The organism is Mycobacterium asiaticum, assembly GCF_001673315.1.
Taxonomy (GTDB): domain Bacteria; phylum Actinomycetota; class Actinomycetes; order Mycobacteriales; family Mycobacteriaceae; genus Mycobacterium; species Mycobacterium asiaticum_B.
On record NZ_LZLQ01000141.1, the window covers coordinates 1 to 20,962 of the forward strand.

Consider the following 20,962-nt stretch of genomic DNA (forward strand, 5'->3'; position numbering starts at 1 on the left):
CGAGGCCGGCCCCCACCTGGCCCAGTCCCACGGGCCGCCTGCCAACCCCGGCACTATCCCGTGCGTGATCGGGCGGCGCGGGTGGGGCCGGCGGATCGGCCAAATACATTGGCAGCGGCGGCGTGGGTGGACCCGGCGGATTGCCTGGGCTGCCGCTGGGCAGTGCCACCGGAGGCTTGGGTGGGTCGGGCGGCAGCAGAGGCGTGATCTTCGGCCAGGACGGCCAGCCGGGGCCCATGGGCTGACGCCGAAACGTGGAGCCGCCTAGGAGAATCGAACTCCTGACCTATTCATTACGAGTGAATCGCTCTACCGACTGAGCTAAGGCGGCGCTGCCCGTTATGCGGGCGGCACGAGTCTACGTGGCTACCGTAGTTCCTGCCCAATCGTGGCGACCATGGCGTCGACGGCGAACTTGGGTTTGACGTTGATCGCCAACGCCTCACGGCATTCCAGCACCGCCTCGATGCAGCGCAGCAGCCGCTCGGGGCTGGCGTGCCCGGCCAGCGCGCTCACCCGAGCGGCCATGTCGGGGTGATTGGCGCGGACGTGGCCCGCCTGCGCCGACACCACCAACGCATCCCGCAGATACGTGGCCAGGTCGATCAGGGCACGGTCCAGGGCGTCGCGTGAGGCTCTGGTCTGACGGGATTTCTGCCGTCGCTCCAGATCTTTGATCGCACCCGCGGCGCCCCGCATCGCCCCGGCAGCTCCTTTACCCGTCCCGCCCGCGCCCAGCGCAGTACGAAGCTCCTCGGTCTCAACTTCCGCGCGGCCGGCGGTCAACGCCACCGCTTCGGCTTCGGCCGCAACCACCAACTCTTCGGCGGCCGCGTATGCCCGAGCCGGCCGCGCGGCATCACGGATCAATTCCAGCGCCTGCTCCCGCCGCTGCCGGGCGTCGGCGTCGGTGGCCAGCCGGCGGGCACGGCCCACATGGCCACCACTGACCGACGCGGCCCAACTCGCCGTATCGGCATCCAGGCCGTCGCCATCGATGAGCACCTGCGCGATGGCGTCGGTGGGTGGAGTCACCAGGGCGACATGCCGGCACCGGGACCGCAACGTGATCGCGATGTCTTCGGGATCCACCGAGGGCGCGCACAGCAGGAAAACCGTCGACGGCGGCGGCTCCTCGACGACCTTCAGCAGAGCGTTGGCAGCGCCCTCGGTCAACCGGTCGGCGTCTTCGATGACCACGATCTGGTGGCGCCCGGTGGTTGGCCGCCGCGACGCGATCTGCACGATGCCGCGCATCTCGTCCACGCCAATGGACAGGCCCTCGGGGATCACCCGTCGAACGTCGGCGTGGGTGCCTGCCATGGTGGTCGTACACGCCCGGCAGTCACCGCAGCCGGGGTTGCTCTCGGATGTGCATTGCAGTGCCGCCGCAAAGCACAACGCGGCCACCGACCGCCCGGACCCCGGCGGCCCGGTGATCAGCCAGGCATGTGTCATATTCCCCAAGCGCGAGGCTCCGTGACCCTGATCACTGCGAGCATCACCACGCGCGGACCTGGCCGCGGCGAGCAGCTCGGCCTCCACCACGTCCTGGCCTACCAGCCGCGTAAACACTCCCGTCATCACCGGCAACAGTAGTGAGCCCCACCGACGGAGACCGATCAGCGTCCGTTTCGCGACACTTCCGTGATCTTCGGCTATCTTTCGGCACGTCGCGCGACGTGCCGTAGCACTTTTTAGTTACCGGCGAGTCGCCCTCGCCCGATACGGTGGTTTCGTGACGGCGGCCGCGACACTCCCCCGACGAATCAATGGATTCGTCCGGTGGGTGGTGCGCACTCCGTGGCCGGTGTTTTCCCTCAGCATGCTGCAGGCCGACATCATCGGCGGGCTGTTCGTCCTGGGCTTCCTCCGTTACGGCCTGCCGCCGAATGACCGCATTCAGCTGCAGGATCTGCCGAGCCTGAACGTCGCCATCTTTATTTTCTCGGTCGTCTTCCTGTTCCTCTCGGGGTTCGCCTGGAACCTCAAGCTGCTGGTACCGGTTTTCCGCTGGCAGCGACGCGACAACCTGCTCGTCGAATCCGACCCGTCCACCACCCAACTGGCCCGTACCCGTGCGTTGCGAATGCCGTTCTACCGCACGTTGATCAGCGCGTTCTCCTGGGCTATCGGCAGCGCGGTATTCGTCATCGCCAGCTGGTCGGTCGCCCGGCACGCGGCGCCGGTAGTGGTGGTCGCGAACGCGCTGGGCGCGACCGCGACCGGGATCATCGGTTACCTGCAGTCCGAGCGGGTGTTGCGACCTGTGGCGGTAGCCGCACTGCGCAGCGGTGTGCCGGAGAACGTGAAAGCTCCCGGCGTCATTCTGCGGCTGATGCTCACCTGGGTACTGTCCACGGCCGTGCCGCTGTTGGCCATCATCCTGGCGGTCATCTCGGACAAGATCGCCTTGCTGCACGCCCCGCCGCAGAGTTTGTTCAATCCCATTCTGTTGCTGGCCCTGGCTGCCTTGGCTATCGGAGCGGCCAGCACCCTGCTGGTGTCGATGTCGATCGCCGACCCGCTGCGCCAGTTGCGGTGGGCGCTGTCGGAGGTACAGCGGGGAAATTACAACGCCCACATGCAGATCTACGACGCCAGCGAGCTCGGGCTGCTGCAGTCCGGCTTCAACGACATGGTGCGCGAACTCTCCGAGCGGCAGCGGCTGCGCGACCTGTTCGGGCGCTACGTGGGCGAGGATGTGGCGCGGCGCGCTTTGGAACGCGGCACCGAACTGGGCGGACAGGAACGCGACGTCGCTGTGCTTTTCGTGGATCTGGTGGGTTCCACCCAGCTGGCCGCAACCCGGCCGCCGGCCGAGGTGGTCAGCTTGCTGAACGAGTTCTTTCGAGTCGTGGTGGATACCATCGGCCGCCACGGGGGGTTCGTCAACAAGTTCCAGGGTGACGCGGCGCTGGCGATCTTCGGCGCACCGATCGAGCATCCCGACGGCGCCGGTGCCGCGCTGGCCGCAGCGCGTGCGCTGCACGACGAACTCATTCCCGTGCTCGGATCCGCGGAGTTCGGCATCGGGGTATCAGCCGGACGGGCCATCGCGGGCCACATCGGTGCCCAGGCACGTTTCGAGTACACCGTGATCGGCGACCCGGTCAACGAGGCTGCCCGGCTCACCGAGCTGGCCAAGCTCGAAGAGGGCCACGTGTTGGCGTCAGCGATCGCGGTCAGCGGTGCATTGGACGCCGAAGCTTTGTGCTGGGACGTCGGCGAAGTGGTGGAACTGCGTGGTCGAGCCGCGCCTACCCAGCTGGCCCGTCCATTGAATCTCGCTGAGCCGGACGGTGTTTCCCGCGAAGCTGAGAAGGCGTCCAGCAAGTCACGCTAACCGTCGACGAACGTGACGGTCTCGGCCAGCGGGGCGCGGCCGGTGCGGTCCCCAATGTCCGCGGCCTCGTCTTCGTAGCCGATCGACATGCCGCAGAACAGGATCAGCCCCTCCGGCGGCGACAGCACATCCGCGACGGTCTTGCGATACACCGACCAAGCCATCTGGGGGCAGCTGTGCAACCCCTCGGCGCGCAGCAGCAGCATCACGGTCTGCAGATACATGCCGACGTCCGCCCACTGCGGCCGGCCCAGGTCGCGATCGATGTAGCAGAACAGCGCAGCGGGCGCGCCGAAACAGTCCCAGTTCGCGACGGCCGCACGCTGGCGTCCCTCGACGTCGTCGCGCGAGATCCCCAGGGCGCCATAGCGTTGCTCCCCGAAGGCAGCGCGCCGCTGGCGGTATGGGGCCTTCAGCTTCGCCGGATACATCTCGTACTCACGCTCGTCCCAGGCGTCCTTGGTCGCGATGCGCTCCGCCGCGCGTTTCTTGATCTCCGCCAGGGGCGCACCAGTCACGACATAGCAGTTCCACGGCTGGATGTTCGATCCCGACGGCGACCAGGCCGCCGCCGTCAGCACGCGCTCCAGCACCTCCCTCGACACCGGACGGTCCGAGAACTGCCGCACTGCCCGACGGCTCTTGACTGCCTCGTATACCTCCATGGTCGCCACCTCCGTATCGTTACCCCACGATAGTATCGTTTGATACGGTTTCACTCAATACTATTGTGACGTAGCATACGGCAGCCCATACGAACGGGTTTAATCCGCTTCCGTACGAGTCAATCGGTTGAGCAGGTCCGCTAGTCGCTCGGGCTCCCCAGGACCCAGCCCGGCCACCAGGCGCTCCGCCAGTGGTGCCGCGGCCAGGTGCGCGGCATCGAAGAGCTCCACCCCCTGCGCGGTGATTTCCACCGCCCGTGCTCGGCGATCGCCCGGCACGGGCGTGCGCACGGCCAGACCTTTGCGTTCCAGGTCATCGACGACCCGCATGATGCCGGCTTTGTCCGAGCCCGTCGCCGCCACCAAATCCTGCTGCCTGGTGGGCCCGCGATCGACCAGCACGATCAGCACGGCGAAGTGCCGCAGCTCGATATCCAGGGGGCGAAGCGCCTCGGACATCACCGCCGCAGCGTGCCAGTGCGCCCGGCGCAGGAGCAACCCGAGAGCGAAAGGTGAGGCATCCCCGCTGCGGCCGGTAGCCCGGGGGACGTCGGCGGACACCAGCCAACAATATCGTTCGGGGCGGTAGCGACTAGCTCCGCTTCGCGGCTTTCTTGGCCGGTGCCTTCTTGGCCGTCGTCTTGCGGGCGGTCTTCTTCGCGGTCCGTTTCACTGGTCCGCGAGCGCGGCGATCGGCCAGGAGTTCGGAGGCCCGCTCGTCGGTGATCGACAGCACGTCGTCACCCTTACGCAGACTCGCGTTGGTCTCACCATCGGTGACATACGGTCCGAACCGGCCGTCCTTGATCACCATCGGCTTGCCGGACGCCGGGTCGGTACCCAGTTCACGCAGCGGAGGCGCCGAAGCAGCCTGCCGCCCAGCGCGTTTGGGTTCCGCATAGATCTTCAACGCTTCGTCGAGGGTGATGGTGAACATCTGGTCCTCGGTCTGCAGCGATCGAGAATCGGTGCCGCGCTTCAGGTATGGACCGTAGCGTCCGTTCTGCGCAGTGATCTCCTCACCATTGGCCGGGTCCACACCGACCACGCGCGGCAGCGACAGCAGCTTCAGAGCATCGTCGAGGGTGACTGTTTGCAGGTCCATGCTGCGCAGCAGCGAACCGGTGCGGGGCTTGGGACCGGTCGGCTTCTTGCCCTTCTTGGCGGGTTCGGCACTCGGATCGGCAGGCGGCTCCGGCAGGATCTCGGTGACATACGGCCCGTAACGCCCGTCCTTGGCGACGATCTCGTGCCCGGTCGCCGGGTCGACGCCCAGCACGCGGCCTTCTTGCGGAGTGGCGAAAAGCTCTTCGGCAACCTCGAGGGTCAGCTCGTCGGGAGTCAGAGAATCGCTGAGATTGGCCCGTTGCGGGGTGGGCTCCCCGTTGTCGCCGGCCACGGTGCGTTCCAGGTAGGGCCCGTTCTTGCCTACCCGAACATAGACCGGCCGGCCTTCGGCATCGTCGAAAAGCTTGATGGAGTTGACTTCTCGCGCGTCGATACCTTCGAGGTTGATGCCGACCAGTTTCTTCAGGCCACCGGATCGGGCCACCGAGTCGGCCACCCCGTGGTCACCACCGAAGTAGAAGTTGTTCAGCCAGTTGGTGCGCCGTTCGTTCCCGGAGGCGATCGCGTCGAGTTCGTCTTCCATCGCCGCGGTGAAGTCGTAATCGACCAGCCGGCCGAAATGCTGCTCCAGCAAACCGGTTACGGCGAACGCGACCCAGGACGGGACCAGTGCGCTGCCTTTCTTGTGCACGTAGCCGCGATCCTGAATGGTCTTGATGATCGACGAATACGTCGATGGGCGCCCGATACCAAGCTCTTCGAGCGCTTTGATCAGAGAGGCTTCGGTATAGCGGGCTGGTGGATTGGTCGAGTGACCGTCCGGGGTCAGGTCGATGGCGTCCAGCCGCTGACCCTGGGTCAGCTGCGGCAACCGGCTCTCGGCGTCGTCGGCCTCGCCACCGGCCAGCTCGTCCACGGTCTCGACGTACGCCTTGAGGAAGCCGGCGAAAGTGATGGTGCGACCGCTGGCCGAGAACACCACCTGCCGCTCCCCGGCGGGACCACCCGCCGTGCCGTTGATCCGCAGGCTCAGCGTGGTGCCGCGCGCATCAGCCATCTGGGAAGCCACCGTGCGCTGCCAAATCAATTCGTAGAGCCGGAATTCGTCGCCGTCGAGTTCGCGGCGCACGGCGTCCGGGGTAGCGAATGTTTCACCTGCCGGCCGGATCGCCTCGTGGGCCTCCTGGGCGTTCTTCACCTTTCGGGTGTACTGACGCGGCGAAGGAGACACATACTCGTCGCCGTAGAGCTGGCGCGCCTGGTTGCGGGCCGCATCAATGGCCGACGCCGACAGCGTGGTCGAGTCGGTCCGCATGTAGGTGATGTAGCCGTTCTCGTAGAGGCGCTGCGCGATGCTCATGGTGCGCTCGGAGGAGAACCGCAGCTTGCGGCCCGCCTCCTGCTGCAGCGTCGACGTCATGAACGGGGGATACGGGCGTCTGGTGTACGGCTTCTCCTCCACCGAGGCCACAGCCAACTGGGCCCCGCGCAGGCCGGCAGCGATAGCGGAGGCGCCGGCTTCATCCAGCACGGTGACCTCGTCGGCTCGGCGCAGCTTGCCGAGCGAGTCGAAGTCGCGGCCGGTGGCCACGCGCCGGCCGTCCACATTGGTCAGGCGGGCGGTAAATGTGGGTGGCTGGGCCTGCGGGTCGGAGACGCTGGCGTCCAGCCGGGCCAGAATGTCCCAGTAAGACGCGCTCCGGAAGGCCATCCGGTCGCGTTCGCGCTGCACGATGATGCGGGTGGCCACCGATTGCACCCGGCCGGCCGACAATTTGGGCGCGACCTTCTTCCACAGCACCGGACTGACCTCATAGCCGTACAACCGGTCCAGGATGCGTCGGGTCTCCTGCGCATCGACCAGGTCGATGTCCAGGTCGCGGGGGTTCTCGGCGGCCTCGAGGATGGCCGGTTCGGTGATCTCGTGGAAGACCATCCGCTTGACCGGGACGCGGGGCTTGAGGGTCTCCATCAGGTGCCAGGCGATGGCCTCGCCCTCGCGGTCACCATCCGTTGCCAGGTAGAGCTCGTCGACGTCCTTGAGCAGGCCCTTCAGCTCGGTGACGGTGCTCTTCTTCTCGGGGCTGATGATGTAGAGCGGCTCGAAGTCGGCATCGACGTTTACACCGAGGCGGGCCCATGGTTCGGATTTGAACTTGGCAGGCACGTCGGCCGCCGCCCGGGGCAGGTCGCGGATGTGTCCTCGGGAGGACTCCACAATGTAATTGGAACCCAGATAACCGGCCAGTTTGCGCGCCTTGGTGGGCGACTCCACGATCACGAGTCGCCGGGTGCTTCCATTTCTGCCGCTATTAGCCCTCTTGGGGCCCCCGTCAGCCAACTGCGCCTACGCTCCATCTCCTGTATCGGCCCCTGGGCGGAGCCGTCCCACAGCCAAGAATGACAGTTGGGTCCTGAAAATTCCGGGCAGTTCCGGTGAAGTCCAGGTACGCCGCCCGTCTCTTCGCCTCGCGGGCAACTGACAATTTCGCACCATTGGGCGGGCCTACGCAAACCGGCCGCCTGCAAAGCACGCGCGTCGAACCTGTCAGACCCGGGGCCACTGAGCCACCGCCTCCGCGCTGTCTGGGGGGTCTCCCACGTTCTCTACCAGGCGCGATAGCCTGCGACGACCGCTGATTCGCAGTGCCGGGCGGGCACCCCGAGTGCCGATGAGAGTGGGTGCGATCCCGACCCGCATCAGAGCCGACGCCAGCGGCGAGTGCGTGTCGGGGGCGTGTGGGTCCAGACCCAGCAGATACCGGTCGGATTCGGGACCGCCGGCGGCCAATGTCCACGCCCGCAGTTCCCGCGGGCCGGGCAGCCAGCGCGGTGGCACCGTCTTGACCGCTCCCCGCGTCCACTCGGCCGCGATCGTGCGCAACCGGGGGTCCACCGCGGTCCGCACCAACGGGGTGTGCTCGTCGGTCCGGGTGATTTCGGGCACCAGGCCGGCTTCGAGGATCATCTCGGCCAGCGCCTCGGCCCGCCAGGAATCGTCCACCACCACTGACAGGCGGGCACCGGGTCCGACTGTCACGATCTGGCCGTGCGCCGCCAGCAGTCCACACAGGTCCCCGACCGCGGGCGGAACCGATTCCGCGGCGAAGAAGGAAAGCTGGCTCACGCCACAGACAGTAGGCCAGCCAGCCGATCCGGGGCTTGCGCGTACGCGGCGCGGCGCACCCCGAGGCGATACCGGTCCTGGAGAAACGTCCTGGAATGTCTTGGCGAAACGTCCTGGAATGTGCGAAACGTCCTGGAATGTCTTGGAGAAACGAAAACCCCCCGGGGCGTTCCTGCAAGCGGGAACGGCGCCGGGGGGCTCGTCGGAATCAGCCCGGATCAGACCGAGCGAACTCCGGTGGCCTGGGGGCCCTTAGGGCTGTGGCCGATCTCGAACTCGACCTTCTGGTTTTCTTCGAGGGTGCGGAAGCCCGTCCCCTGGATCTCCGTGTAGTGGACAAACACGTCAGCGGAGCCGTCCTCGGGGGCGATGAAGCCAAACCCTTTCTCCGCGTTGAACCACTTCACAGTTCCCTGTGGCATCTCTCGATCTTTCCTTTTCTATCTGGGTGCGGGGCGTCGCCTTTCGATGCCCCGGGCCAGCCACGACCGCCATACCTTCGCGGAGTCGCCGGAACTTCACCCGACAGATAACCTCGCAGGAACCGCGACCGCAACGTCGATCCTGCGAAAGTTTTACACGAACACAGAAGCTGCGACCGCACTCAGTCAACCACGTTCGTGGCGTCGGCGACAGCCTGAAGCCGGAGACTGTCACCGAAGGACGGGTGAATTTACGTGAGCGTCATCGCGCAGGCCAGGACCGAGAGAGGGGTGTGATGGCGAGTTTCGGCAGCGAACTACTCGCCGCCGCCCTGGCCGGTACCGCCGCCGATGAGCACCCCCTGCGCCACGTCACCGAGTTGCCGCCGCGCACCGGGCGGCCGCAAGGTTGGCCGCAGTGGGCCCAGCCCGACGTGGTGCGCGCATTCACCGCCCGGGGCATCAGCACCCCCTGGTCGCATCAGTTGGAAGCAGCGGAATTGGCGCAGGCGGGCCGTCACGTGGTGATCAGCACCGGGACCGCGTCAGGCAAGTCGCTGGCCTACCAACTGCCCGTGCTGAACGCGCTGGCGAGCGACCCGCGGGCCCGGGTGCTCTACCTGTCACCGACCAAGGCACTGGGTCACGATCAGCTGCGTGCGGCGCACGCCCTGGTGACCGCCGTTCCGCTGTCCGACGTGGCGCCTTCGGCGTATGACGGCGACAGCCCCTCCGAAGTGCGTCGCTTCGCCCGCGAGCGGTCCCGCTGGATCTTCTCCAACCCGGACATGATCCACCTGTCGATCCTGCGCAATCACGCCCGCTGGGCGGTGCTGTTGCGGGGACTCCGGTTTGTCGTCGTCGACGAATGCCACTACTACCGCGGCGTGTTCGGCTCGAATGTGGCGATGGTGTTGCGCCGCCTGTTGCGGCTGTGCGCGCGGTACTCGTCCTACCCGACGGTGATCTTCGCCAGTGCCACGAACGACTCCCCCGGCACCACGGCCACCGAACTGATCGGGCAGCCCGTCGCTGAGGTCGTCGAGGACGGTTCCCCCCAGGGCGCCCGCACGGTGGCTCTGTGGGAACCGGCGCTGCTGGCCGATCTGATTGGGGAGAACGGCGCACCGGTACGACGTTCGGCGGGCGCCGAGGCCGCCCGGGTGATGGCCGACCTGATCGTCGAGGGCGCTCAGACCCTCACGTTTGTGCGGTCGCGGCGGGCCGCCGAACTGACCGCACTGAGCGCGCAGGCGCGGCTGGGCGATATCGCGCCGGAACTGACGGGCACGGTGGCGTCGTACCGCGCCGGATATCTGGCCGAGGATCGCAGTGCGCTGGAGAAGGCGCTGGCCGACGGCGAGTTGCGTGGTCTGGCGACGACGAACGCGCTGGAGTTGGGTGTCGACATCGCCGGCCTGGATGCCGTGGTGCTGGCCGGGTTTCCCGGGACGGTCGCGTCTTTCTGGCAGCAGGCCGGAAGGTCCGGGCGGCGCGGTCAAGGTGCGCTGGTGGTGCTGATCGCGCGAGATGACCCGTTGGACACCTATTTGGTGCATCACCCTGCCGCGCTGCTGGACAAGCCCGTCGAACGGGTCGTGATCGATCCGTCGAACCCGTACATTCTCGGCCCGCAATTACTCTGCGCTGCAACCGAACTCCCCCTTGACGAGACCGAGGTCCGGGGCTTGAACGCGGTGGACGTGGCCGAAGGATTGGTAGACGACGGGTTGCTGAAACGACGCGGCGGCAAGTACTTTCCCGTCCCCGGTATCGAACCCCATGGCGCGGTGGATATCCGGGGCTCCATAGGTGGGCAGGTCGTCATTGTCGAGGCGGACACCGGACGGTTGCTGGGCAGCACCGGAGTAGGGCAGGCGCCGGCGTCGATTCATCCTGGGGCGGTTTATCTGCACCAAGGCGAAAGCTACGTCGTCGACTCGCTGGACCTCGAAGAGGGAGTCGCCTTCGTTCACGGCGAGGACCCGGGCTATTCGACGTTCGCCCGCGAGGTCACCGACATCACCGTCACCCGCCGGGGCGAGCGAACGGCCTTCGGACCGGTGACGCTGGGGCTGGTGCCGGTGACCGTCACCCATCAGGTGGTCGGCTACCTGCGCCGACGGGCCAACGGCGAAGTGATCGACTTCCAGGAGCTGCAGCTACCCCGAGCCACGTTGCCCACTGTTGCGGCCATGTACACGATCGAACCGGATGCCTTGGAACGCAACGGAATAGACGTCGTACGAATCCCGGGTTCGTTGCACGCTGCCGAGCACGCGGCCATCGGGTTGCTGCCGCTGGTGGCCAGTTGCGACCGCGGTGACATCGGTGGCCTGTCCACCGCGCTCGGCCCCGAGGGGCTGCCGACGGTCTTCGTCTACGACGGCCACCCGGGTGGCGCCGGGTTCGCCGAACGTGGCTTCCGCAAGGCGGCTACCTGGTTGGGGGCCACCGCGGCGGCCATCGAGGCGTGCGAGTGCCGCAGCGGGTGTCCGTCGTGCGTGCAGTCGCCCAAGTGTGGCAACGGAAACGATCCGCTCGACAAAGACGGCGCAGTCAGGGTGTTGCGACTCGTTCTTGCCGAGCTGTGACGCGGCTGGCGGCACGCTGCGACGCTCAGGGACAAATCCGGCGGGCCTGCGCAGGCAGGCAGCGGTCCGGGGGGAATATGCCATCGTGTCAAATTCTTCGGAAATCGTTATTCCATTCGCCAGAGTGTGGAGATACGGTGCTCGTGTTGAATAGCCGCAACGCGATCAGACATTGGCCGGGTCTGGCGAGGCGCCGAAAGGTGTTTGATGTCGTTCTTCAATGCGGTACCCGACGCGGTGCAGCTGGCCGCCGCTGATCTGGCCGGCATCGGCTCCACGATCAAGGGCGCCAATGCCACCGCGGCTGTCTCGACCACCGCGATCCCGGCCGCGGCCAGCGACCAGGTGTCGGCGGCCGTTGCGGCGCTGTACTCCGGATACGCCCGTGGTTATCAGGCGCTGGGCACACAAGTGGCGGCTTTTCACGAGCAGTTCGTCCGCGCCCTGGGCGCCAGCGCAAGCACGTATGCGCTGGCCGAGGCCGCTAACGCCGCCGCTGTTCAGAATCCGTTGCAACACCTCGCGCAACTCGTCAACGCGCCCATCGAGGCAGCGGCAGGGCATCCGGCGGTCGCCAGCGACGGCGGCGCCGGGGGCGAACACCGCGAGTGGATCGGGGTCAACGGGGTCGTCGGCGGGTCTGGCGCGCCCGCGGATAGCGCCGCCGCCGGAGGCTTGCCGGGCAGTGGCGGCAGCGTCTTGGGCAATGCCACTGGATCTGACGGGTCGGGTTACGTCGGCGCGGTGGGCATGAGTGCTCTCCCGAGCGATGCGGGCCATTCGGGCGGTGCCCTGTTCGGCGTCCGCGCCTCCGGCGGCGGTTTGCGCGCTCACGCCGATGCAACCGACGGACCCGGCGACGGCGGGCTACTGGGCGATCTGATCCTGCGGCACGGTGCCGACAGCCAAGCCGACGGCACGCCCGAGACGAAGGACCGCGGAAACCGCGGGGGCCGCCGGGCCGCGCCTTCCGGGAGTCCGTTCCGCATCACCAGGTCCTGGCCTGACCGGTGGCTGTCCAACACGCTGCGCCGCAACGGAACTGGTACGACCGTTGTCGGGCAGACCCGACAGGCGCCAGAAGCTGCGCAGGCTCTCAGCGCCGCCGGTACCTGACTCGCCGTAATACCGGATGGCGCAAGTCAACTCACGCTTACGCTAAACAAATGCCTAGCTTCGCAGCGGATTTCGGAGAATGCATCTAGCGATCAAATGCAATGACCGCCACAAACTGTGTCAGAGGAATCCGATGGATGGCGACCGACCCCTCAACGGTCGACCTCCACGGACCCACTTTTGCGCGACGGAATAAACGCAATCCGCACGCCAGCCACTAACACTTACGCAGCAGAAACTACATGGGTTGAAGTTGCAAAAGCAACATAAACGTGGGCAATTTCACGAAGAAATTGGCTACGAATCCGCCGCAGAGTACGACTATCCGCGCTCCGAATACCGAGAAACGTTGCACCGCCACCAAATACCTACTACGACTCTCGATTGACCGCCGGTCACGGGTCGGCCGCAGGCGGCAAAGGTTTCGGACACAAAGCATTTGACGTCAGTGTCAACGATGGAGGCCCCAGTGTGCCGCGCCGAATTCTGCAGCAATGTCAACGCAATGGCTTGCAATCAGTAAGCTCGCCACCATGGCCCACGACTGGCTGCTCGTGGAGACGCTGGGGGACGAGCCTGCCGTCGTCGCTCAGGGGCGGCAACTCAAGAACCTCGTGCCGATCACCACTTTCCTGCGTCGTAGTCCGTACCTGGCGGCGGTCAAAACGGCGATTGCCGAATCGGTCCAGACCGGGCAGGCGTTGTCCAGCATCACGCCCAAGAGTGACCGCGTGATTCGTACCGAACCGGTGATGATGTCCGACGGTCGAATCCATGGCGTGCACGTCTGGACCGGCCCCATCGACGAGGAACCGCCGGAGCGGCCCATCCCCGGCCCCTTGAAGTGGGACCTGACGCGCGGGGTGGCCACCGACACCCCGGAATCACTGGCCAACAGCGGCAAAAATCCCGAAGTCGAGGTCACCTACGGCAGAGCCTTCGCCGAGGATCTGCCGTCGCGCGAACTCAATCCCAACGAGACGAAGGTGCTGGCCATGGCGGTCCGGGCCGAACCCGGTCTGACGCTGTGCAGCACCTGGGATCTCACCGACTGGGAGGGGAACCCGGTGCGGATCGGGTTCACCGCGCGCAGTGCACTGGAGCCCGGACCCGATGGTCGCGACCATTTGGTGGCGCGGGCCATGAACTGGCGCACCGAACGCAAAGGTCCAGCAGTTGCGGCCGACGATCTCGCGCAGCGCATTCTCAGGGGGTTGGCGCAGGCCGGCGTTCATCGAGCGCTCGTCGATCTGAAGAACTGGACGCTGCTGAAGTGGCTCGACGAGCCCTGCTCGTTCTACGACTGGCGTAGCAGCGAAGCCGACAAGCCACGGGTCCATCCCGACGATGAGCAGGTCATGTTTTCCATGACAGAGGAATTCGCCGACGGCGCGACCAGTCGGGTGCTGCGATTGCCGGGCAAAGACACCGACTGGGTGCCCGTGCACGTCACCGTCAACCGTGTGGAACTGGAGCCAGAAACCTTCGCCGGTCTGCTCTCGCTGCGACTACCCACCGAGGAAGAACTTGCGGCTGCCAAATTTTTGACGCCGTCGGCGGACGAAAGCTAGTTGTTCGCTTCGTGCCTATCGCCGTGCCTACCGCCCGACGGGCCCAGCGCGGGCCGACGCCTCTGCAACGCCGGTGAGCGGGACCGGCACCTCGACGGTGACGACGACGTCCAGGTGATCCACCCGGCACTCGACGCTCCTGACCCGCATCTCCCGCGCCACCACAGCCGCATCGGCACAGGCCGCCGCCGCGCCCAGGGGCAGGCGTGCGCCCGCAGCCAAGGCGGCCAGATCGGCCGCTGACTGCGCGCGATGACGGGCCACCACCACCAAACCCAGCCACCCGGCCGCCCCGGTGACGAACAACAGCACCGAGATCATGGTGGCCGCAAGTACCGTGGCCGAGCCCCGTTCATTCGGGTTCTCTCGCCGATACCGCTCGGGCCCGGATCTGCAGAGTGGGCAACAGCTTCGAATGCGCCACCACGGTGGCGACCAGGAAATCACCGCTGCGGAACACCTGAACCTGGGCGCCGGCCGGCGCGACGCGGCGCGCGACGTCGATCGCGCCGCGATCGTCCCCACGCGCCGACAGCCGGGCCGCCTCCCGGGCCGCATCGACGCAACGCACCTGCATCGACACCGCTGTGACCCCAGCCAGGCACAGCACCAGGACGACCACCAGGGCGGCGATCGCCAGCGCGGTCTCGACGGTGCTCGTGCCAGCATCGGAAGTCAGACGTTGGTGCTCAACGCGCGACCGATGATGTGGTTCAGGGCCGAAACGACCGAATCGCCTGTGACGACCGTGTACAGAATCGCGCCGAAAGCCGCCGCGGCGATGGTCCCGATTGCGTACTCGACGGTCGACATGCCCGACTCGTCGCTCACCAGAACCGTCAGTCGTGTGGCAAATTCTCGAAAAACGTTGTGTAACAATGTGTTCCTTTCTCACCATAAACCAGACTGCAGAACGTCACCGGCCAACCCGGCCACGATTGGAACGATGCCCAGACACACAAACGCCGGCAAAAAGCACAGCCCTAGCGGGCCGGCGATCAACACCCCGGCACGCTCGGCGGCCGCGGCGGCGGTGTGCGCGGCATCATGACGGGATTGGGCCGCCAATTCGGCTGCCCCGTCGGCGAGCGCGGCACCCGACGACGCCGAGCGCCGCGCCAGCCGCAGCAACCCCTCAGCCTCAGCGTTGAACTCCCCCGGCGGCGCCGACCATGCAACCGCCGGGTCGGCACCCAGCGCCAACATGTCAGCGGCCCGACGCAACACGCGCGACAGATCCGTCGGTGCGGCCATGGCGGCTGCGGTCGCGGCTGTGGCGACGGACATCCCCGCCGCCAAGCACACCGCGAGCACGTCGAGGCTCGAAGCCACTCCCAGCGGATCGGAGCCGGCCGCGCGCCCCGCCCGCGCCGCACGAACGCGGGACGGCATCCCAGCGCGAGCGCGCACCACCGATGGTCCGGCACCGATCAGCAGCGCCGCTGCCAGTAGCACCGCCGCGGTACTCATGCCGATGCCACCCGATCCGTGATGCGGTCCGACCACAACACACCTGCGCACACCAACGCCAGGCCGACCATCAGCAGCCAACCGCCGGCTCCCAACAAGAAACTCAGCGGTCGGGCACCGATCAGCTGACCGAGCAGCACCCCAAGCAGCGGCAGGCCCGCGAGGATGCCCGCCGTGGCCCGAGCACCGGCCAAACTCGACGCCACCTGTGCGGAGAAGCGTTGCCGCTCAGTGATATCCCGTTGCGCGGCGCGCATCAGGGTCGCGATGGCAAGACCGTGGGCACTCGCCAGTTGCCAGCACACCGCCAACCGTTCCCAGTGCCCGGGCAATGCCGATTTGCCCGCGGCAACGCGCAACCCTGCCGCTACGTCGGCACCCATGCGCGCCCGCGCCGCGACGGTGCGAAACGCGGCCGACACCGCTCCGTTGGTTTCGTCGGCGGCAACCTCGAACGCTTGAACGGGATGGGCCCCGACCCGCAGTTCACCGACCAGCACGTCCAGGCCCGCTGCCAATGTGCGTCCCTCTTCCGCGGCGCGACGACGGCCCCGGCGCCGCCGCCAGCGCGCGCCGGCGGTCGCGACGACCAACGCGGCCGCCAAGACGCTCGTCAACGGCAACAACCAGACCGCAACCACGACCACACACCCGCCGACCCCGGCGACCGCCCGCGTGCCGACAGTTCGCTTTCGGCGGGTCGACGTGCCAGCCCGCAGACGGGAATGCGGTGACGGCGGCATCACCAACAGCGCCAGCGACAACAACAGTGCGGCAAGTTGCAGTCCGGTCATGCCGTCATCCGGTGACGCAACAATGCGCGTAATTCGACGGCTTGGGGCGTCATACCGCGGTCGGCGTGCCACACAGTGATCGCGTGGACCTGCCCGCTGTCCCGGCGCAGCACGGCGATCTCCGCCAGCCGACGCCGGCCCGTCCCATCGCGGCTGACATGCAACAACACCTGTACCGCCGCGGCTAGCTGGCTGTGCAGGGCTGGGCGGTCGAGTCCGCCTAACGCACCCAACGCCTCTAGTCGCGCTGGCACCTCACTCGGGCTGTTGGCGTGCACCGTCCCGGCTCCACCGCCGTGTCCGGTGTTCAAGGCGGCCAGCAGGTCGACCACCTCGGCGCCCCTGACCTCGCCGACGACAATCCGGTCGGGCCGCATCCGCAGCGCTTGCCGCACGAGTTCGCGGACGGTCACCTCGCCGACGCCCTCCACGTTCGGCCGCCGCGCGACCAGCTTGACCAGATGCGGATGGCGAGGGGCCAACTCGGCGGCGTCCTCGACACACACGATCCGCTCGGCCGGGGAAACGGCACCGAGCATCGCTGCCAGCAGAGTTGTCTTGCCGGCGCCTGTCCCACCGCACACCAGGAAGGCCAGCCGCGCGGCGATGATGTCGGCAACCAGCGCACCGGCCTCAGTCGCGATGGTGCCCAGTGCGGTCAGGGCGGCCAGGTCCTGGGTTGCCGGCCGGAGCACCCGTAGCGACAGGCAGGTGCCCTCGGTCGACACCGGCGGCAGCACGGCGTGCAGGCGGACCGCGAACCCGCCGGTGCCAATCCCGGTGAGCTGACCGTCCACCCACGGCTGCGCATCGTCGAGACGGCGGCCGGCGGCCAACGCCAGCCGTTGCGCCAGGCGGCGTACAGCAGCCTCGTCTGCGAAGCGAATCTGGCTGCGGCGCAGTCCATTTCCATCATCGACCCAAACCGCGTCGGGAGCGGTTACCAACACATCAGTGGTGCCGGCCGCGCACAGCAGTGGTTCGAGGATTCCGGCGCCGGTCAACTCGGTCTGCAACACCCGGAGATTGGCCAATACCTCGGTGTCGCCGAGGATCCCACCAGACTCCGCGCGGATCGCCGCGGCCACCACGTTCGGCCGCAGCGGGCCGGGCTCGACCGCCAGTCGCTCGCGCACCCTTTCGATCAGCGACCCGCTCACGCCGCCCTGCCGTTCGACGTTCTCCGGCCGCTAGGCAACACACTGAGCACCGAACGCGCGGCCGCCCCCAATGCCGATCGCCGCCCCAACCGCAGCCCACCGTGCTCCAATCGCTCGGCCAGGCGCGGTTCGGCGCGCATTGCCGCCAGCATCGGCAAGCCGGTGATATCGGCGACTTCGGCCGCCCGCAGGCCACCCGGCGCCGGCCCGCGCACCACCAGACCCACGTTCGGATTGATCGACGTCAACAACGGGCCCAGCGTCGCGGCTGCAGCACATGCCCGTACGTCGCATCGGGTGGCGAGCACCACCAGGTCGGCGGCACCCAGTGCGAGGTGCGTCGCCTCGGACAGGCGCCGCGGAAGGTCGCACACCGCGGTCACCCCACCGCGTCGGCCGGCGTCGACGATGGCATCCACCGGGCCTGCCTCGACCTCGTAACCGTGCCGGGTGCCTGACAGAACGCTGATCCCTCGGTGGCGCGGCAACGCTTCGCGTATCGCCGGCCAGCTCAACCGTCCGCCCTGCAATGCCAGGTCAGGCCAGCGCAGTCCAGGTGCGGCCTCACCCCCCAACAGCAAATCGATGCCGCCGCCCCACGGATCGAGATCCAGCAACAACGCATTCGGGGCCGTCTGCGCGAGCGCGACAGCCAACATCGACGCCCCGGCCCCACCGCAGCTCCCGATCACGGCGACGACGTCGCCGCGCACACACTGCTCGCGCGCCGATTCGGCGGCTTGGGCGACTTCGGCGACAAGTTCCTGTTCCTGCTGCGGCAGCGTCAGTACGCGCTCGGCACCCACGGCGACGGCCGCCGCCCAGGTCTGCGCCCTGGCTTCGGTGTTGGTGAGAATGCTGACGTGGGCGCGCCGCGGCAGCGTCGTCCGCCCATACCGGTCCGCCGCTGCCTCGTCGAGCACCACCGCTGCGGCCGCTGACCACGTTTTCCTGCTCACCGGATGCGACCTGCCGGCGTGCACCACCCGGACGCCGACGGCGGCGCCGACGCGGTCCATCTCGTCGCGCAGATCCCGCTCGGTCAACACCGCCAGCACGCCACGACCGGGCGGAGCACTCCGTGAGGAACCATTCATTCCTCCACCGTGCGGCCGAAAGATCCTGTACACCAGTGCCAAAGCCGCATCTGTGGACAATCAGAGATCTGTGCGCAACCGGTTCGCTGGACAGCGGCCAGGCCGGAATTCAGGACCATCCCCGCAACGCCCGGACGAACGGGCGTGCCGATCCGGCGCGAAGATTTTTACCCTAGAAAAGGGACGACCCCCGCCAGGGGGGGAGGAGGCGGAGGTCGTCGTGTATCAGCCCCGGGGGGTCGGGCTGATCCACCCTCGGCTCAGGGCCGAGTAATGCTTACTATACACATGCCAGCCGGGCTTCACGCAAGTACCGTTTTGAAAGAAAAGTACGGCTTGACTTGTGAAAACACCGCCGGCAGAACAACACCATTCGTATTCAATCGCCTGATTCCGGCTCAACCTCACGGCATCTCCGGATCGCGGACCTATGCTGGATCGGTGACCGCCCCCGACTCGGCCGCGCCGCAGCAAACGTCGACGCAGGTAGCCGGAACCACCGAATCGAGCCCCCGCACCGCGGCCTTCTTCGACCTGGACAAGACGATCATTGCCAAGTCGAGCACCCTGGCCTTCAGCAAACCCTTCTTTGCGCAGGGCCTACTTAACCGGCGGGCCGTGTTGAAGTCGAGCTACGCCCAGTTCATCTTCCTGCTCTCCGGTGCCGATCATGACCAGATGGATCGGATGCGCACTCACTTGGCCAACATGTGCACCGGCTGGGACGTCGCACAGGTCAAGTCGATCGTCAACGAGACGCTGCACGACATCGTGACGCCACTGGTCTTCGCCGAAGCGGCCGACCTCATCGCCGCCCACAAACTGTGTGGGCGCGATGTCGTGGTCGTTTCGGCTTCCGGCGAGGAGATTGTGGGGCCGATCGCGCGGGCGCTGGGTGCCACCCACGCGATGGCGACCCGAATGGTGGTCGAGGACGGTAAGTACACCGGCGAAGTCGCGTTCTATTGCTACGGCGAGGGCAAGGTGCAAGCGATCCGCGAACTCGCGGCGCGTGAGGGTTATCCGTTGGAACACTGCTACGCCTACTCGGACTCGATCACGGACCTGCCCATGCTCGAGGCCGTCGGTCACCCCTCGGTGGTCAACCCCGATCGCGGTCTGCGCAAGGAAGCGGTCGAGCGGGGTTGGCCGGTGTTGTCATTTTCCCGGCCGGTTTCATTGCGCGACAGGATCCCGGCACCCTCGGGCGCTGCCGTCGCCACCACGGCCGCGGTCGGGATCAGCGCTCTGGCCGCTGGAGCGGTCACGTATGCGCTGTTGCGTCGCTTCGCCTTTTAGCGGTCCCGCCGATCTAGCACTGGCGTCCCAACTTCCCCAAGCGCCACGGCAGCAAACAGGACGTGGGCACAATGTAGAGATTTCCAAAGTCCCGGCACAACTTTCGCACTCCTAGGCCTTGCTGTGCCTGTGGTCTAGTAGTACAAAGGAGTCACGGCAGCCCGGTGAGGCCAAGGTCGATCCGGAAGAGAAGGTTCGTCCTCCCGACCCGGGCACCCAGCACGGTTCCCGGCACCCACGCGGAGTCATAGCCGCGATAATGGCAAAAGTGTTGCGGGCCTGCGTAGTTGCGGAATACCGAATGCGTCGACGGCCCTTTGGGTGGGGTTGCAGCAGGAAGTGCCGCAAACGCGCCGAGGCCAACCCACGCAGCCCACACATGCACGCTTGGTAACCGGACGACCGTGCTGGCGGGCGGCGATCGAAATCCTTTCGGTCGTCGCCCGCTTCGCATTTCGCGGCACTTCAGGCACGCTGCCCAAGGGTCCGCCAGCTACCGTCCCGGCAACGATTCCGCGATCGAGATGGCCTCCTGCGCGCCGGCCCTCAGTGCCCGGCAGCACAACACCAACCAACTCGCCACACCGTCAGGTGTACCCGAGGCGAACTTGGCCGCGGCATCGCGGTAGGCCGCCGGCTGGCGCATCCAATTCACTTCTGGCACACCAAGTCCGTGTGGGTCCAACCCCGTCGCGATCGTCACCAGGCGGGACACCGCGCGTGCCACCACGCCGTCGGCGCTGCCAAACGGATTGAGTGTCAACAACTCTCCGTGCGCCACTGCGGCAACCACCGGCGCCGAGGCCTGGGTGGGCCGGATGACCAGGTCGGCCAGCAACTCAAGTCGGGGCCCGATCTGCGGGTCGGTGCGCGGACGACCCAACCGCTCGTCGTCCACCTGATCGGTGGCTGCCAGCACGTGCAACCGCGCCAACGCCTGCAGCGGCGCCTTTTGCCACACCGCGACCAGCGGGCCGCCGCCACCCTCGAGTGCCTGCGCGACCCGCAGCGCCCCGCCGAAGACCGGATCCTGTACGCCGGCGGCATCCGCTACGTCGTCCAGTCGCACCGGCCCGCCGTCGAGCACCGACGACGCCCGTGCGGCGCGCAACGAAGCCTCCGCCGCTGTCACCGGCCAGCCGCGCAAATTGGCCCGATGCCGGTGGGCACGGCCCAGCGCTTCGCGGGCCCGGTCGCTCGCTTCGGCGACGCCGGGTAGGTCCATCAGCGGAG

The 20,962-nt window shown here is 67.2% G+C and carries 19 protein-coding genes, 1 tRNA gene and 1 pseudogene; 5 read left to right on the top strand and 16 right to left on the bottom strand.

Going from position 1 to position 20,962, the window contains the following annotated elements:
- The 3 genes and pseudogenes from A5636_RS27965 to A5636_RS22485 form a co-directional block, all read right to left on the bottom strand.
- Nucleotides 1-75 (bottom strand): annotated as a pseudogene (locus tag A5636_RS27965) (hypothetical protein); the annotation flags it as partial.
- A 180-nt stretch (nucleotides 76-255) separates the two neighbouring features.
- A tRNA-Thr gene (locus A5636_RS22480) sits at nucleotides 256-331 on the bottom strand.
- Nucleotides 332-366: 35 nt separating this feature from the next.
- On the bottom strand, nucleotides 367-1,584 hold the full coding sequence (locus tag A5636_RS22485) for a DNA polymerase III subunit delta' (protein ID WP_065160848.1): 1,218 nt from the start codon (nucleotides 1,582-1,584) through the stop codon (nucleotides 367-369).
- 76 nt (nucleotides 1,585-1,660) lie between these two features.
- On the opposite strand from A5636_RS22485, the gene A5636_RS22490 reads away from it, so the two are divergent.
- Nucleotides 1,661-3,346: an adenylate/guanylate cyclase domain-containing protein gene (locus A5636_RS22490; protein ID WP_253900674.1), complete on the top strand. Its 1,686-nt coding sequence runs from the start codon at nucleotides 1,661-1,663 to the stop codon at nucleotides 3,344-3,346.
- On the opposite strand, the gene A5636_RS22495 is transcribed toward A5636_RS22490, so the two are convergent.
- The 5 genes from A5636_RS22495 to cspA all read right to left on the bottom strand — a co-directional run bounded on the left by A5636_RS22495 (nucleotide 3,343) and on the right by cspA (nucleotide 8,628).
- Nucleotides 3,343-4,011 carry a nitroreductase gene (locus A5636_RS22495; protein WP_065160908.1) on the bottom strand — a complete coding sequence of 223 codons (669 nt, stop codon included), beginning with the start codon at nucleotides 4,009-4,011 and terminating at the stop codon, nucleotides 3,343-3,345. The two genes, A5636_RS22490 and A5636_RS22495, sit on opposite strands and share 4 nt — an antisense overlap.
- Nucleotides 4,012-4,110: 99 nt before the next feature.
- Nucleotides 4,111-4,572, bottom strand: a complete 462-nt coding sequence (locus A5636_RS22500; protein WP_065160849.1) for a MarR family winged helix-turn-helix transcriptional regulator — start codon at nucleotides 4,570-4,572, stop codon at nucleotides 4,111-4,113.
- Between the two features lie 31 nt (nucleotides 4,573-4,603).
- A complete protein-coding gene (topA, locus tag A5636_RS22505; protein ID WP_065160850.1) occupies nucleotides 4,604-7,420 on the bottom strand; it encodes a type I DNA topoisomerase in 2,817 nt (938 codons plus the stop codon).
- 207 nt (nucleotides 7,421-7,627) lie between these two features.
- Complete coding sequence (locus A5636_RS22510; protein ID WP_065160851.1) at nucleotides 7,628-8,206, bottom strand: hypothetical protein; 579 nt, start codon at nucleotides 8,204-8,206, stop codon at nucleotides 7,628-7,630.
- A gap of 218 nt (nucleotides 8,207-8,424) precedes the next feature.
- Complete coding sequence (gene cspA, locus A5636_RS22515) at nucleotides 8,425-8,628, bottom strand: cold shock protein CspA (protein ID WP_036363014.1); 204 nt, start codon at nucleotides 8,626-8,628, stop codon at nucleotides 8,425-8,427.
- Between the two features lie 296 nt (nucleotides 8,629-8,924).
- Between cspA and A5636_RS22520 the strand changes: the two genes are divergently transcribed.
- The 3 genes from A5636_RS22520 (at nucleotide 8,925) to A5636_RS22530 (ending at nucleotide 13,909) form a co-directional block, all read left to right on the top strand.
- On the top strand, nucleotides 8,925-11,222 hold the full coding sequence (locus A5636_RS22520; protein ID WP_065160852.1) for a DEAD/DEAH box helicase: 2,298 nt from the start codon (nucleotides 8,925-8,927) through the stop codon (nucleotides 11,220-11,222).
- A gap of 207 nt (nucleotides 11,223-11,429) precedes the next feature.
- Nucleotides 11,430-12,338 carry a PE family protein gene (locus tag A5636_RS26935; protein ID WP_065160853.1) on the top strand — a complete coding sequence of 303 codons (909 nt, stop codon included), beginning with the start codon at nucleotides 11,430-11,432 and terminating at the stop codon, nucleotides 12,336-12,338.
- A 533-nt stretch (nucleotides 12,339-12,871) separates the two neighbouring features.
- Nucleotides 12,872-13,909 (top strand): PAS domain-containing protein, encoded by a 1,038-nt coding sequence (locus A5636_RS22530; RefSeq protein WP_065160909.1) that lies wholly within the window; start codon nucleotides 12,872-12,874, stop codon nucleotides 13,907-13,909.
- A gap of 27 nt (nucleotides 13,910-13,936) precedes the next feature.
- Here A5636_RS22530 and A5636_RS27490 read toward each other — a convergent pair whose 3' ends face one another.
- Genes A5636_RS27490 through ssd form a run of 7 tightly spaced genes read right to left on the bottom strand, consistent with a single transcriptional unit; the run spans nucleotide 13,937 to nucleotide 18,430 of the window.
- Nucleotides 13,937-14,230, bottom strand: a complete 294-nt coding sequence (locus A5636_RS27490; RefSeq protein WP_065160854.1) for an Rv3654c family TadE-like protein — start codon at nucleotides 14,228-14,230, stop codon at nucleotides 13,937-13,939.
- Between the two features lie 31 nt (nucleotides 14,231-14,261).
- Nucleotides 14,262-14,588 carry a TadE family type IV pilus minor pilin gene (locus tag A5636_RS27495; protein ID WP_253900675.1) on the bottom strand — a complete coding sequence of 109 codons (327 nt, stop codon included), beginning with the start codon at nucleotides 14,586-14,588 and terminating at the stop codon, nucleotides 14,262-14,264.
- The gene (locus A5636_RS22545) at nucleotides 14,585-14,788 is read right to left on the bottom strand and encodes a DUF4244 domain-containing protein (RefSeq protein ID WP_065160856.1); all 204 of its coding nucleotides are present in this window, start codon (nucleotides 14,786-14,788) and stop codon (nucleotides 14,585-14,587) included. The genes A5636_RS27495 and A5636_RS22545 overlap by 4 nt, the downstream gene beginning before the upstream one ends.
- A 12-nt stretch (nucleotides 14,789-14,800) precedes the next feature.
- Complete coding sequence (locus A5636_RS22550) at nucleotides 14,801-15,379, bottom strand: type II secretion system F family protein (protein ID WP_172827298.1); 579 nt, start codon at nucleotides 15,377-15,379, stop codon at nucleotides 14,801-14,803.
- Nucleotides 15,376-16,173, bottom strand: coding sequence for a type II secretion system F family protein (locus tag A5636_RS22555; RefSeq protein WP_065160857.1), 798 nt, complete (start codon nucleotides 16,171-16,173; stop codon nucleotides 15,376-15,378). Before A5636_RS22555 ends, A5636_RS22550 begins: the two co-directional genes overlap by 4 nt.
- Nucleotides 16,170-17,333 carry a TadA family conjugal transfer-associated ATPase gene (locus A5636_RS22560; RefSeq protein WP_065160858.1) on the bottom strand — a complete coding sequence of 388 codons (1,164 nt, stop codon included), beginning with the start codon at nucleotides 17,331-17,333 and terminating at the stop codon, nucleotides 16,170-16,172. The genes A5636_RS22555 and A5636_RS22560 overlap by 4 nt, the downstream gene beginning before the upstream one ends.
- A complete protein-coding gene (ssd, locus tag A5636_RS22565; RefSeq protein WP_065160859.1) occupies nucleotides 17,330-18,430 on the bottom strand; it encodes a septum site-determining protein Ssd in 1,101 nt (366 codons plus the stop codon). Before ssd ends, A5636_RS22560 begins: the two co-directional genes overlap by 4 nt.
- A 441-nt stretch (nucleotides 18,431-18,871) precedes the next feature.
- On the opposite strand from ssd, the gene A5636_RS22570 reads away from it, so the two are divergent.
- A complete protein-coding gene (locus A5636_RS22570; RefSeq protein WP_065160911.1) occupies nucleotides 18,872-19,729 on the top strand; it encodes an HAD-IB family hydrolase in 858 nt (285 codons plus the stop codon).
- A gap of 493 nt (nucleotides 19,730-20,222) precedes the next feature.
- On the opposite strand, the gene A5636_RS22575 is transcribed toward A5636_RS22570, so the two are convergent.
- Nucleotides 20,223-20,954, bottom strand: coding sequence for an oxidoreductase (locus A5636_RS22575; protein ID WP_065160912.1), 732 nt, complete (start codon nucleotides 20,952-20,954; stop codon nucleotides 20,223-20,225).
- Nucleotides 20,955-20,962 lie beyond the last annotated feature (8 nt).

Coding starts and splice junctions, on each gene's coding strand:
- A5636_RS22485 (WP_065160848.1), bottom strand. CDS start 1,584: ATGACGGGAGTGTTTACGCGGCTGGTAGGCCAGGACGTGGTGGAGGCC.
- A5636_RS22495 (WP_065160908.1), bottom strand. CDS start 4,011: ATGGAGGTATACGAGGCAGTCAAGAGCCGTCGGGCAGTGCGGCAGTTC.
- cspA (WP_036363014.1), bottom strand. CDS start 8,628: ATGCCACAGGGAACTGTGAAGTGGTTCAACGCGGAGAAAGGGTTTGGC.
- A5636_RS22520 (WP_065160852.1), top strand. CDS start 8,925: ATGGCGAGTTTCGGCAGCGAACTACTCGCCGCCGCCCTGGCCGGTACC.
- A5636_RS26935 (WP_065160853.1), top strand. CDS start 11,430: ATGTCGTTCTTCAATGCGGTACCCGACGCGGTGCAGCTGGCCGCCGCT.
- A5636_RS22530 (WP_065160909.1), top strand. CDS start 12,872: ATGGCCCACGACTGGCTGCTCGTGGAGACGCTGGGGGACGAGCCTGCC.
- A5636_RS27490 (WP_065160854.1), bottom strand. CDS start 14,230: ATGATCTCGGTGCTGTTGTTCGTCACCGGGGCGGCCGGGTGGCTGGGT.
- A5636_RS22550 (WP_172827298.1), bottom strand. CDS start 15,379: ATGAGTACCGCGGCGGTGCTACTGGCAGCGGCGCTGCTGATCGGTGCC.
- A5636_RS22555 (WP_065160857.1), bottom strand. CDS start 16,173: ATGACCGGACTGCAACTTGCCGCACTGTTGTTGTCGCTGGCGCTGTTG.
- ssd (WP_065160859.1), bottom strand. CDS start 18,430: ATGAATGGTTCCTCACGGAGTGCTCCGCCCGGTCGTGGCGTGCTGGCG.
- A5636_RS22575 (WP_065160912.1), bottom strand. CDS start 20,954: ATGGACCTACCCGGCGTCGCCGAAGCGAGCGACCGGGCCCGCGAAGCG.